We start from the raw sequence: 12,634 nt of genomic DNA, 5'->3' as shown, positions 1-12,634 counted from the left end.
CTGAGCCGGCGCCAGGGCCCGCACGGCCACGGAGCCGCCGCCTGAGTCGCGCCCGGACGGGGTAGGGATGGGGCCGTGACCACCAAGCGCAGTGCCGGACTGCTCCTGTTCCGTCAGCGCCCCGGAGCCGGGGTGGAGATCCTGCTCGGCCATATGGGCGGACCGTTCTGGGAGCGCCGGGACGCGGGCGCCTGGTCGATCCCGAAGGGCGAGTACGGGCCCGAGGAAAGCGCGCGCGACGCGGCCCGACGGGAGTTCACGGAGGAGGTCGGGCTGCCCCCGCCGGAGGGTCCCTACCTGCCGCTGGGCGAGGTGCGGATGATCGGCGGGAAGCTCGTGACCATCTGGGCGGTGCGCGCGGACCTGGATCCGGCCCTCGCGGTGCACGGCACCTTCACCATGGAATGGCCGCCGAAGTCGGGGCGGACGGCGGAGTTCCCCGAGCTGGACCGGGTGGAGTGGTTCGCCCCCGAGGTGGCCAGAAACAAGCTGGTGGTGTCTCAGATTCCTTTTCTGGAAAGGTTGTTGGACGTTCTGGTAAACGAGGGTTGACCTGACCTTTACTTGCCAACAAACCCCACCTGCATGGACATTGCACGTATGACGAACGTCGTGCTGGTGGGAACCCTGGACACCAAGGGTGTGGAGTACGGCTGGTTGCGCGAGAGGCTGCTGCGCACCGGCGTCGAAGTGATCACGGTCGACACAGGAATCATGAACGAGCCCCGGGTGCCCGCCGACGTACCGCGCGAAGCGGTGGCGCGGGCAGCGGGAACGGAACTGTCCGAACTGCGCGCGGCCGCCGACCGGGGTGCGGCCGTGACCACGATGGCCCGGGGCGCGGAAGCGACCCTCTTACGCCTGCACGCCGAAGGCCGGCTGCACGGAGTCCTCGCGATCGGGGGCAGCGGCGGGACCTCCATCGCCACGCGGGCGATGCGCGCCCTGCCGCTCGGCGTTCCGAAGGTGATGGTCTCGTCCATGGCGTCCGGGGACGTGGCCCCGTACGTCGGATCGGCGGACATCACGATGATGTACAGCGTCGTGGACATCGCGGGGATCAACAGCATCTCGGCGCCGGTCCTGGCCAATGCCGTCGCGGCCGTCGCCGGGATGGCCGATTCCTTCGCGCGCTCCGCCAGGGAGCTGCCCCGGCCGGCCCTGCTGGGCTCGGGGCCCCGGCCGCTGATCGCGGCGAGCATGGCGGGCGTGACCACGATCGGCGTGGACGCGGCCCGGGAACGCCTGACCGAACTGGGCTACGAGGTACTGGTCTTCCACGTCAGCGGCGCCGGAGGGCGGACCCTGGAGACCCTGGCCGGCCAGGGGGTCTTCGCGGGCGTCCTCGACCTCACGCTCAGCGAGCTCGCCGACGAGCTGTGCGGCGGCATCCTGACCGCCGGACCCGACCGGCTCAGCGCCGCCGGGCGGGCCGGGATCCCGCAGGTGGTGAGCCTGGGGGCGCTGGACATGGTGAAGTTCGGCCCGATGGAGAGCCTGCCCGAACGGGTCCGGTACCGCCGGGTCCGCGTCCACAACCCCTCGATCACGGTGATCCGTACGACCGAAGCCGAGTGCGCCGAACTCGGCCGCCGGGTCGCCGCCAAACTCCGTGCGGCCACCGGGCCCACGGCCGTCTGCGTCCCGCTGCGCGGACTGTCCACGCTCGGCGCCCCCGGCGGGCCCTACCACGACCCCGAAGCCGACGGGGCACTGTTCTCGGCACTGCGCGACGGACTGCGGGGCAGCGCCGCCCGGATCCACGACTACGACACCCACATCAACGATCCGGAGTTCGGCCGGGCGGCGGCCGACCGGCTGCACTCCATGATCGGGGCGCGGGCAGCGGCTGCCTGACGCCCGGCCCTCCGGCAGGGAACCGGCCGTGGCGGAAATGTGTCCCAGGTACTGGCCGGTCCATGGAACGACCGGCTCCGGGGCGCGGTCACGCCACGGCAAGGGGGAAGGCATGAACGGCGTGTGGTCGGTTCCCGGTTACTCGGAGGTCCGCGAGCTCGGTTCGGGCGCCAGCGGCCGCGTGGTCCTCGCGGTCCACGAGGGCACCGGCACGGCCGTCGCGGTGAAGTACCTGAACGACCGGATGCTCGAGAACCCGGTCTTCGTCCGGGAGTTCCGCGCGGAGGCCCAACTGCTCGGCGCCCTGCGCTCCCCCTACGTGGTCGGTCTGTACGAGTACGTCGAGGCGCCCGGCGGCGCCGCGATCGTCATGGAGCTCGTGGACGGCATCCCGCTGAACGCCCTGCTCAAGCAGTGCGGACGGACCGGACCGGAAGCGGCGCTGGTGCTGCTGAAGGGCTCCCTGCTGGGGCTGGCCGACGCCCACCGGGCCGGTGTGGTCCACCGGGACTACAAGCCGGCGAACGTCCTGATCGCGGCCAACGGGACCTCCAAGCTGGTGGACTTCGGGATCGCCACCCCCCTGGGCACGACCCCCGGGGCGGCGGGCACCCCCGCGTACATGGCCCCGGAGCAGTGGCAGGGCCGGCCCGCCTCGCCCGAGGCCGACGTGTACGCGGCGACGGCGACCTTCTTCGAATGCCTGACCGGCCGCAAGCCGTACGACGGGCAGAACTTCGCCGAGCTCGCCGTCCAGCACATCGAGGCGCCGGTCCCTGAGACCGAGGCGCCCGAGCCGGTGCGCCCGCTGATCCGGCGGGGCTTGGCGAAGGCGCCCGAACAACGGCCCGGGGACGCCGACGCGTTCGTCGCGGAGCTGGAGGCGGTGGCCCTGGCGGCGTACGGGCCCCAGTGGGAGGAGCGCGGACAGCGCAAGCTGGCCGCGCTGGCGGCCCTGCTGCCCCTGCTGTTCCCCTCGGCGGGCGCCCCGGCGCAGGGCGTCACCGCGCTGGCCACGACGGTCCTGCCGCCGCCTCCCCCGGGCTGGTCCCCGGGCGGGCGCGGGCTGCTCGCGGCGGGAGCTGCGCTCGTGCTCGGGCTGATGGCCGTACTCGGCTACCAGGCGGTGGGTTCCGAGCCGGGCGGCGCGATGGCCCTCAACGCCTTCGCGACGTCGAGCGCGTCGGCGCCCGGCCCGGCCACGCCGGCGCCCGGGCCGACCCTGTCCGCGTCACCGACGGCGACACCGAGCCCGTCCGCGTCACCGTCGGCGAGCCCGAGTCCGAGCTACACGATGCCGACCCCCACGGCGACGCCGACGCCGACACCCAAGCCCAGCTGGACGGTGACCAAGTCCCCGACCCCGTCCGCGACCCCCACGCCGACGCCGACCCCGACCCCGAAGGTCAAGATCTCCGCGGTGAACGTCACGTCCTTCCGGCAGACGGCCCCGGGTACCACCGAGGCCGCCTTCTCCGTCGAAAGCGACGGCGCGGGCCCGTACACCCTGGTCGTCGAGTGGTTCACCGGTGACGACAAGGGCGCCCTGACCGTGCCCGACGGGCGCCAGACGGTCGCGTTCGGAGCCGGGAGCCCCGGTACGCAGACCCTCGCGCACACCTTCGCGCAGGGCGCCGGCTGCTACTGGAGCGTCCGCGCCACCACGCAGCCGGCCGCCGCCAACCAGAGTTCCGTCCAGAGCATCTACATCCGGGGGTGCAAGCCGGCATGAGCGATCCCCATGCCCCGCAGGGCGACGACGACTACAGCGCCACCGTGCTCGGCAGCCACTGGATCACCGGACCGGCCGAACGGACCGGCCCGACCGCACGGTTCGACGTACCGGCCGGTGCCGTGCCCGACCGGGTCGAGGGGTCGGTCCTGCGCTTCGGACCGGGGGTGACGGCCGCGCTGCCCGCGCCGTTCCCGCTGTACGCGGCCCCGGCCCCCCGCCGGCGGAGCGAGTGGCGGCGCTACACCCTGGCCGCCGTGGTCCTGATCGGGGTCCTCTGCTACCTGGGCTGGCAGCGCTACGGCCCGGCCCTGGAGGTCCGGGACCTGGCGGTGTCCACCGATGCCGCCGACGCCAAGGGTCCCGGCTGCGACGGGACCGCCGACGTGGTGGCCGTCGTACGGACCAACGGGCGGCCGGGGGTCCTCACCTACCGCTGGCTGCGCAGTGACGGCACGCGCTCGGAGCAGCTCAGGGAGCGGGTGCCGAGCGGCCGGAAGGAGGCCCGGCTGCACCTGCTGTGGACCTTCCAGGGCGCGGGCACCCACCCCGCGAAGGCCGAGCTGGAGCTCGTCTCGCCGGTACGGCGCACGGCCGCGGCGGAGTTCACGTACCGCTGCCGCCCCTGACGGTGGCAGACAGCCGGATCACCGCGCGCCCGCCGTCGAGGTCCACGCGGGAGCGGGGCGGGGCGCCGTCCTCCTCGTCGTCGCGCATGATCAGCGCGCTCTGCCGCTCCTTGAGCTCGTTCTGCTTGCCGGGCGAGAAGCTCGCGTGCAGCTGCTCGAAGCCGGTCGAGGACATCTGTCCCTTGCGGCCGTTCCAGCGCCAGGGCAGCAGTCCGGCGCGGCCCGCGCGTTCCAGCGTGAGGTCGAGGAAGGCGATGGCCGTGAGCAGCAGCGCCAGCCCGGGAAGGGTCATGAAGACGACGAAGGCCATGGCCCGACCCTAGCGGGTGTCTTGCCGATCAGGCCGGGCTCGACCGACAAGACACCCGCTAACCCCGGTCCCCCTTTCGGCCAACGGCCCGGGCACGCGGACCGGTCCTTCCGGCCGGGGCGATCGTGGCCGTGCGGCCGAGGCGCCGCCACCCCCGCCCCTGGTTGACTCGAAGGTGTCGGCGAGGGCATCAGGGATGCGGCCCTCCCGGCACCTTCACTGCCACGTTCCAGCCGGCGATACACCCCAACGGAACGTGGCCGTCCCGCACGGATGCCAAGTCCGTGCGGGAGGCCCGCAGCCGCTTTGGGGAGTGGCTGCGGGCCATTTCCGCCTGCCCGTCCGTGGCGGGCGGGCGGCTCGGGCGGCTCCCTTCGGGGCGCCGCCCCGTCAGAAGCGGGCGTGCGCGGTGATGTCCGCCGCGAACTCTCCCGTCATCGCCGGGGTCACCGTCGGGCGGCACTGCGCCACCGCCGCCAGGTAGTCCTCGGTGCTCGCGCCCAGCTGGGCCGCCGCCGCGCCGCGCGCGCCCACCGCCTCCAGGTCCCGCTCGAAGGACACCTGCGCGGCGATCCGCGCCGCGTGCTCGATGTCGGCCGGGGTGAACAGCTCGCTGGCCTCGACCAGCGCCGCCACGTCCACATCGGGACGGCCCGCCGTGTACCGGCCCCAGATCGCGGCGCGGGCGCCCGCGTCCGGGGTGCCGATCGGGATCAGGTAGTCGAAGCGGCCGGGGCGCAGGAAGGCCGGGTCGAGGGAACGGATGGAGTTGGTCGCGCAGACCAGCAGCCGTTCGTCGCCCTCGCGGAAGCCGGGTATCAGTTTGAGCAGCTCGTTGGTCACGCCGTGGATCCCGCCGGGCTGGGCGGGCTCGGTGCGCACGGGTGCGATCTCCTCGACCTCGTCGATGAAGACGAGCACCCTTTCCAGCTCGGCGATGCGGGCGAACGCGTCGCGCAGCGCGGCCGCGAGGTTGCCCTCGTCGGCGAGGCGGGAGGGCAGCAGTTCCACGAAGGGCCAGCCGAGCCGGGAGGCGATGGCCCGGGCGAAGGTGGTCTTGCCGGTGCCGGGCGGGCCGAAGAGGGTGATGGCGCGCGGCGGCCGCACCCCGTGCGCGGCGGCCCGTTCGGGCTCGGCGAGCGGCAGCACCACGCGCCGCTCGATGAGGTCCTTCTCCGTCTCCATGCCGGCGACCTTGGCCCACAGGTCGCTCGGCAGGAAGCGGCCGCCGAGGTCGTCCAGGAGACCGGCGGCCGGGCCGTGCAGCGGCTCGGTCTTCTCGAAGTAGGCGACGGCGGGCTGCCGGGTGTAGCCGGCGTTGAGCAGGCCCTCTCCGAGCAGGTCCTCCTCGGGCAGGACGTACGCGATGCGCCCGACGCGGGCGGCGATCAGCCGCCGCTCCAGCTCCACGAGCAGCGCACTGGCCAGGCCCCGGCCGCGCCAGCCGGAGGCGATGGCGATGCGCATGACCCAGGCGCGTTCGCCGGTGACGCAGGCGAGGGCGGCGCCGATGGGGACGCCCTGGTGGACGGCGACCACGCAGGGCTGCCGGTCGGTGAGGGCGCTGATGCATTCGGCGAGTGAGAAGACCGACTCCTGGCCGAGTTCGGCCGTGGTGTCGATCAGATGGACAACGGCCGCGAGATCGCTCTCGCGGTAGTCGTGGATCAGCCAGTTCACCGGGTACCGCCCCTCGTTCGTGCTCCTGCGTGCCTGCTGCGTGCCTGCTGCGCACCTTGCTGCCGCGAGGCTAGGGGCGGGCGGGCCGCTTGATCACGCTCCGTCGTGCACAACAGCCGGTCGGGGAACCCTCCGTATCGTCCATAGACTGGTGCTTTCCGCCCGAACAGTTGCCCGAGGATCGTCAAGCTTTCATGAGTTCCCACATATCAACCGGCCTGCGACGGCCGTACCTCGTGTGGCTGGTGCCGGTCCTCTGGACACTGACGCTCGGACTGTGGGGGCTCTCCCGGCAGAACAGCGTGTGGCGGGACGAGGCGGCGACCTGGCAGGTGGCGGAGCGCTCCGCCGGCGAGATCTGGCACCTGCTCGGCAACGTGGACGCGGTCCACGGCCTGTACTACCTGCTGATGCACCTGCTCTTCGAGGTGTTCGGGGCGAGCACGACCACCCTGCGCCTGCCCTCGGTGCTGGCGGTGTCGGTCGCCGCCGGCTGTGTGGCGCTGATCGGGCGCCGGCTGGCGGGCCCGTGGGCGGGGCTGGGCGGCGGCCTGGCGCTCGGGCTGCTGCCGGCCGTGCAGTTCCAGCTCCAGGAGGGCCGGGCGTACGCGCTGATCGCGGGCGGGGCCGGACTGTCGACCCTGCTGCTCGTCTCGCTGATCGCGGGCGGCGGAGCCGGTCCTGCGCGGCGGACGTGGCCGCGCTGGACGGCGTACGGGGCTCTCGTGCTGGTCTGCGCCCTGCTGAACTGGTTCTCCCTGCTGATCCTGCCCGCCCACGCGGTGACCCTGTGGTGGACGCGGGCCCGGCGCGGTGTCGTGGCTCCATGGCTGCTCGCCTCCGCGGCGGCCGTGGCGGGGGCGCTGCCGCTGATCCTGTTCAGCCGGACCCAGTCCGGGCAGGTCTCCTGGATCCCGCCGCTGACCTGGCACATGATGATCGGCCCGGGCGTCCTGCTCGCGGTCGGCGCGCTGGGTGCGTGGGCGGGCCGCCGGGGCGGGCCGCACGCCGGTCTCCCGGCCCGGCTGACGGCGGCCTCGGTCGGACTGCCGCTGCTGGCGGTGCCCCTGCTGGGGCTGGCCGCCGCCTCCCTGGTCCAGCCGCTGTTCCTGGACCGGTACGTGCTGTTCTCCATGCTGGGTCTGGCCCTGCTGATCGGTGCGGCACTGGGCGCGGCCGTACGGGCCCTCGCGCCCCGGTACCCGAGGGCCTCGGGCGCGCTCGTGCCGGCCCTGGTCGCGGTCGCGGCGGTGGCGCTGCTGCCCGTGGCCCTGGCCGACCGGTCCCCGGCCAGCCGGGTGGACGACGTCCTGGCGGTGGCCGGGGAGGTGTCCGCGCTGAAGCGGGACGGCGACGCGGTGCTCTTCGTCCCGGCGGCCCGGCGGGACACCGCGCTGGTCTCACCCGGGGCGTTCACCGGCCTGCGGGACGTCGCGCTGGCCCGCGACCCCGCGGAGTCGGGGACCCTGAAGGGCGAGGAGGCCTCCCCGGCACGGATCTCGGCGGCCCTGCGGGAACAGCGGCGGGTCCTCCTGGTGACGGACTCGGGGAAGGCGGCTGCCAAGCCCTCGGGCTCCGCGGCGGACCGGGCGAAGGCGGCCGTCCTGCGGGCGGAGTTCACCGTGGTGGAGGACCGGCAGGTCCGCGGCCGCCGGGTGACGGTGTACGAGCGGCGCGGCTGAGGTCCGGAGGCCTGCCCGGCCGTCCGTCCGCCCGCCGATTCACAGGGGATTCACAAGGATTCCGCGGTCCCGGTCACAGGTTCCCCCGTGAGGCTCGGAGCATGATCCAGCGCCTTCCCTCCCGACCGGACCGCCGCTCCCGCGCCCGTGCCCGTGGCCGGCGCGCTTCCAGGGTCCTGCTCGCGCTGGCCGTGATGACGGCCCTGATCGGCGTCGACCTCCCCGACGCGCTCGCCGAGCCGCCGCTCGGGGTCACGCGCACGGCCGCGGCCGATGCGACGTCCGCGCGGGTCGGCGCGCTGTTCGCGGGCGGCCTCGACGGCGGACACTTCTGCACCGCGTCCGTGGTGCGCAGCGAGGACCGGGACGTGATCGTCACCGCCGCGCACTGCCTGGGCAGCCTGGACACCACCTACTTCGCCCCCGGCTACCGCGACGGCGAAGCCCCGTACGGCCTGTGGAAGCTCACCGGCATGTACGTGGCCCCGGGCTGGACGGACGGCGAGGACCCCGACGCCGACATCGCCTTCGTTACGGTGGCCCCGCTGGAGGGCCGGCCGGTCGAGGACCTCGTCGGGGGCTTCCCGGTCGCGGCCCGGCAGCCGGCCGACGCCACGGTGTCCATCGTGGGCTACCCGAGCCGCGACGAGTCCCCGCTGTCCTGCTCCAACGCGACGACCCTGTTCTCCGGGACCCAGCGCCGCATCGAGTGCCCGGACCTCGGCGGCGGCACCAGCGGCAGCCCCTGGCTCGTCGACGGCGCCGTCGCGGGCGTCCTCGGGGGCCACGAGGGCGGCGGCACCGTGCCGGAGGTCTCGTACAGCGCGGTGATGGGCGACCAGGCGGCGGAGCTCTACCGCGAGGCGTCCGACAACGGCTGAGCCCGGCCCGCCGGGGCCGGGGCGGGGGCGGTCAGAGGCCGGGGGCCGCGGCGTCGGCGGCCTCGAACCAGGTCGGCTCGTCCCGCAGGGCCTGGCGGATCCGCTCCACCGCGAAGGACTCCAGCGGCTCCGGCAGCGCGTCCGGTGCGAACCAGGCCACCTCCAGCGACTCGTTGTCGTTGACCCGCGCCTGCCCGCCCGTGGCCCGGCAGCGGAAGGTGATGTCCTGGAACTGGCAGACGTCCCCGTTCGCGTAGGTCGTCGGCGGGAGCATCTGCACCAGCACCACGCGCTCCGGTACGCACCGCACCGCCGTCTCCTCGTACACCTCGCGCACCGCCGTGTCGGCCGGCTGCTCCCCCGGCTCCGCGATCCCGCCGACCACCGACCACCGGCCGGTGTCGGCGCGCCGGCCCAGCAGGACCCGCCCCAGGTCGTCGACGACGACGGCGGTCACCCCGGGCAGCAGCAGCAACTGGTGCCCGGCGGTGGCGCGCAGGGTGCGGATGAAGTCAGGTGTGGTCATTCCCCGACCCTACGAGGCCTTGCGCGTCCGGCGTGCGAAGGTCCAGCCGAGTCCGGCCGCGGCCACGGCCAGCAGGAGGTACTCGGCGAGCGGGCCGAAGCGGGTGGCCGGGGTCTGCGCGGAGCGCAGCGGGATCTCGGCGACCAGGGCGTCGGCCGTGAACATCTTCGTCTGCTGCACGATCTTGCCGTCGGGCCGGATCACGGCGCTGACCCCGCTGGTGACGGGCACCAGGACCGTCCGGCTGTGCTCCACGGCCCGCACCCGGTCCATGGCGAGCTGCTGGTAGGTCATCTCGGTGCGGCCGAAGGTGGCGTTGTTGCTGGGCACGGCGATGACCTGGGCTCCGGCCTGGACGGTGGAGCGGACGGCGTCGTCGAAGGCGGCTTCGTAGCAGGTGACCATGCCGATCCCGCTGCCCGCCATGTCGAAGACCCCGGGCTCCTTGCCGGGGCCGAAGTCGCGCTGCACCCGGTCCACGTCGGAGCTGAAGAGCCGGACGAAGGAGCGCATCGGGATGCGCTCTCCGAAGGGCTGGATCTTGCGCTTGTCGTAGGTGTCGACGGGGCCCTTCACCGGGTCCCACAGGATCATCGTGTTGCGCAGCGGGCCGGTCTCCGGGGCCAGTACGGAGCCGATGGCGACGGGCACCCCGATGGTCTTGACCGCGTTGTCGATGACGGCGTAGGCGTCGGGCTCGGCGTACGGGTCGATGTCGGAGGAGTTCTCCGGCCAGACGACGAAGTCCGGTTTCGCCACCTTGCCGAGCTTGACGTCCTGGGCAAGCTGGATGGTGCGGTTGGCGTGGTTGTCCAGGACCTGGCGGCGCTGGGCGTTGAAGTCGAATCCGGCGCGCGGGACGTTGCCCTGGATGACGGCGGCCACCACCGTGCCGTCCTCGGCGGCGTCGGTGACCAGCGGCCGGGCGGCCAGCGCCCCGGCGAGCGGGGCGGCCACGGCGGTGGCGGCGAGCAGCGCGGCGGTGGCCCGGCGGGTGTCGGCGCCGACGCGCAGGACCTCGTACAGCCCGAATCCGCACAGGGCCACGGCGAAGGAGAGCAGCGGGGTGCCGCCGAGCGCGGCGAGCGGCAGGAAGACCCCGTCGGGCTGGCCGAAGGCGAGCTTGCCCCAGGGGAAGCCGCCGAAGGGGGCCCTGGCGCGCAGTGCCTCGCCGGCGATCCAGACGGCGGCGCCCCACAGCGGCCAGGCGGGGAGCCGGCTGACGAGGGCGATGCCGAGGGCGGTGAGGCCGATCAGCAGGGATTCGAGGGTGACGAGCGCCAGCCACGGCACCGGGCCGACGCCCTCGCCGGTCCAGACGAGCAGCGGCAGCAGGAAGCCGAGGCCGTGCAGCACGCCGAGGCCGAAACCGGACCGGGCGCGGCGCCCGTACAGGCACCAGCCGAGCAGGGCGAGGGCGAGAGGGGCCAGCCACCACAGGGGGCGGGGCGGGAAGCTCAGGTAGAGGAGCACTCCGGAGAGGACGGCGCACGCGGGCCGCGCGAGCCGGCCGGCCCACCGCCGCCCGGCCGTACCCGCCACGGCTTCCCGCACCGGCACCGGCCCTCGGTCGTTCCCGGCATCGTTCCCGGCTTCGTTCCCGGCCGCGCGGGTCGCACTGCTGCTCATCTGGCGGAGTGTACGTCCCCTCGCTGTGCCGGTGGCGGAGTCAGTGGGCCAGCGCACGCAGATGGGTGCGGATCACGCGGACCGCGTTCTCCGCGTCGTCGACCGTGACGGTGAAGAGCTTGCCGTCGCCGAGCCGCAGCTCCAGCCCCTCGCCGCGCCGGACGATGACGGCGGTGCCGCGCTCGGGGCGCCAGCGGTAGCCCCAGCCGCCCCACTGCTGCGGGGTGATCCGGGGCACGTACTCGGCCGCCTCCACGTCCGTGAGCCGGATCCTGCGGCGCGGCAGCCCGATGTGCCCGCAGCGCACCTCGACGGCCTCGGCGTCCACGGTGACGGCGGCGTGCACGAAGGCGAGGGTGCCGAAGAGGATGAGCAGGCCCGCGGCGAGACAGCCGATCACCGCCATGAGCAGCGCGACGATCCCGGTGTCCCAGGCGTGGTCGACGGCGATCTCGATCCCGAGCGCCAGAAAGGCCGCACCGGCTCCGGCGAGCAGCCACTGCACACGGTTGGAGGCCCGGCCCGTCCAGAGCGGCCCCGGCGGGTGACCCGTCATGTGTAGCAGCGTACTCACGTTCCCCAGGGCCGCCACCGGCCTCTTGACCCGAATCGCTAGCCGGGTAGCAGGCCGACGAGCGCGTCGCGCAGGGCCGGGCGGCGGACGGTCATGAAGCGGTGCAGGGTCCGGGAGCCGAATGCCACCCGCTGGGCGCTGCGGCGGCGCTCGCCCTCGTACGCCCGCAGGGCCGCGGGCAGGCCCCCGGGGCCGCGGGCGGCGACCGCCCGGGTGAGGGCCTCCGCGTCGAGGAGCGCGGTGCAGGCGCCCTGGCCGAGGTTCGGCGTCATGGCGTGCGCCGCGTCGCCGACGAGCGCGACCGGCCCGGGCCCGGCCGTGCGGGTGAAAGCGGGCAGCGCCGGGTGGAGGTGGCGCATCCGGTAGCGGATCCAGGTCTGCGGGTCGGTGTCGGCGAGCACGCGCGGGATGGGGTCGTGCCAGCCGGCGAAGGCGGCCCGCAATTCGTCGGCGGTGGTGGCCTCGGGAACGGTGGCGTACCAGTTGGTACGACCGGGTTCGACCGGGGTCATCCCGAAGAAGCGGCCCCGGCCCCAGGTCTCGCCGTAGACGCCGGTCTCGAAACCGGCGGTGCCGATCCAGGCCGTGGTGCCGAGCTCGTGCGGCCGGCTCCCGCCCTCGAAGCGAGCGGCGCGGACCGCGCTGTGGATCCCGTCGGCGCCGACGAGGAGGTCGGCGCCCCGCGCGGCCGAAGCCTCGTAGGGCCGGCCGTACGCGATCTCCGTGCCGCCGAGCCGTGCGAGCTCGGCGAGGAGCGCGTCGATCAAGTAGGGCCGTGAGATGAGGAGTTCGGGGCGGCCCGCCTTGCGTTCGATCCGCTCCAGCGGGAGGGCGGCCAGCACCCGGCCGTCGGGGCGCCGGATCAGCGCGTCGCGGTACGGGACCGCGCGCTCCCGGAGCGCGCCTCCGAGGCCGAGCCGGTCCAGGGCCGCCTGGGCGGTGGGGTGGATGCCGAAGGCGGTGCCGTACCGCTCCGGCACGGCCCGGCGCTCCAGAACGGCCACCGCCCATCCGGCCCGGCGCAGGCCGATGGCGGTGGCGAGACCGCCGACCCCGGCGCCGACGACCACCGCGGAACCCCGCTCCGCACCCTTGCCCCGAGCACTCTCCCCCATGGCGCACCCCCTCGTTCGA

The 12,634-nt window shown here is 74.2% G+C and carries 12 protein-coding genes; 6 read left to right on the top strand and 6 right to left on the bottom strand.

What is annotated here, in order from left to right:
- Window positions 1-75: 75 nt before the first annotated feature.
- The 4 genes from AC3IX6_RS34995 (at window position 76) to AC3IX6_RS34980 (ending at window position 4,218) form a co-directional block, all read left to right on the top strand.
- Window positions 76-552, top strand: coding sequence for an NUDIX hydrolase (locus AC3IX6_RS34995; protein ID WP_489367290.1), 477 nt, complete (start codon window positions 76-78; stop codon window positions 550-552).
- Window positions 553-600: 48 nt separating this feature from the next.
- Window positions 601-1,857, top strand: a complete 1,257-nt coding sequence (locus tag AC3IX6_RS34990; protein ID WP_489367289.1) for a Tm-1-like ATP-binding domain-containing protein — start codon at window positions 601-603, stop codon at window positions 1,855-1,857.
- Window positions 1,858-1,969: 112 nt separating this feature from the next.
- A complete protein-coding gene (locus tag AC3IX6_RS34985; protein WP_489367288.1) occupies window positions 1,970-3,589 on the top strand; it encodes a serine/threonine-protein kinase in 1,620 nt (539 codons plus the stop codon).
- Entirely contained in the window at window positions 3,586-4,218 is a 633-nt protein-coding gene (locus AC3IX6_RS34980; protein ID WP_489367287.1) for a hypothetical protein, read from the top strand. Before AC3IX6_RS34985 ends, AC3IX6_RS34980 begins: the two co-directional genes overlap by 4 nt.
- Here AC3IX6_RS34980 and AC3IX6_RS34975 read toward each other — a convergent pair.
- Both AC3IX6_RS34975 and AC3IX6_RS34970 read right to left on the bottom strand, forming a co-directional pair.
- A complete protein-coding gene (locus AC3IX6_RS34975; RefSeq protein ID WP_489367286.1) occupies window positions 4,196-4,528 on the bottom strand; it encodes a DUF6191 domain-containing protein in 333 nt (110 codons plus the stop codon). The genes AC3IX6_RS34980 and AC3IX6_RS34975 overlap by 23 nt on opposite strands.
- Window positions 4,529-4,918: 390 nt before the next feature.
- Window positions 4,919-6,208: an ATP-binding protein gene (locus AC3IX6_RS34970; protein ID WP_489367285.1), complete on the bottom strand. Its 1,290-nt coding sequence runs from the start codon at window positions 6,206-6,208 to the stop codon at window positions 4,919-4,921.
- Window positions 6,209-6,402: 194 nt separating this feature from the next.
- On the opposite strand from AC3IX6_RS34970, the gene AC3IX6_RS34965 reads away from it, so the two are divergent.
- On the top strand, window positions 6,403-7,890 hold the full coding sequence (locus tag AC3IX6_RS34965) for a glycosyltransferase family 39 protein (RefSeq protein ID WP_489367284.1): 1,488 nt from the start codon (window positions 6,403-6,405) through the stop codon (window positions 7,888-7,890).
- Between the two features lie 101 nt (window positions 7,891-7,991).
- The gene (locus AC3IX6_RS34960) at window positions 7,992-8,771 is read left to right on the top strand and encodes a trypsin-like serine peptidase (RefSeq protein WP_489367283.1); all 780 of its coding nucleotides are present in this window, start codon (window positions 7,992-7,994) and stop codon (window positions 8,769-8,771) included.
- A 31-nt stretch (window positions 8,772-8,802) separates the two neighbouring features.
- Here the strand turns inward: AC3IX6_RS34960 and AC3IX6_RS34955 are convergent, their stop codons facing one another.
- From AC3IX6_RS34955 to AC3IX6_RS34940, 4 genes are read right to left on the bottom strand one after another with little or no spacing between them, the layout of a single operon-like run.
- Complete coding sequence (locus AC3IX6_RS34955) at window positions 8,803-9,297, bottom strand: NUDIX hydrolase (protein ID WP_489367282.1); 495 nt, start codon at window positions 9,295-9,297, stop codon at window positions 8,803-8,805.
- A gap of 9 nt (window positions 9,298-9,306) precedes the next feature.
- Window positions 9,307-10,926, bottom strand: coding sequence for an apolipoprotein N-acyltransferase (gene lnt, locus AC3IX6_RS34950; protein ID WP_489367281.1), 1,620 nt, complete (start codon window positions 10,924-10,926; stop codon window positions 9,307-9,309).
- Between the two features lie 40 nt (window positions 10,927-10,966).
- Window positions 10,967-11,482, bottom strand: coding sequence for a hypothetical protein (locus AC3IX6_RS34945; RefSeq protein ID WP_489367280.1), 516 nt, complete (start codon window positions 11,480-11,482; stop codon window positions 10,967-10,969).
- Between the two features lie 56 nt (window positions 11,483-11,538).
- On the bottom strand, window positions 11,539-12,615 hold the full coding sequence (locus tag AC3IX6_RS34940; RefSeq protein WP_489367279.1) for an FAD-dependent oxidoreductase: 1,077 nt from the start codon (window positions 12,613-12,615) through the stop codon (window positions 11,539-11,541).
- Window positions 12,616-12,634 lie beyond the last annotated feature (19 nt).

Source organism: Streptomyces sp. GL_141 (genome assembly GCF_057834385.1).
The sequence above is the reverse complement of the archived record's forward strand: the minus strand, read 5'-3'. Positions and strand labels throughout refer to the sequence as shown.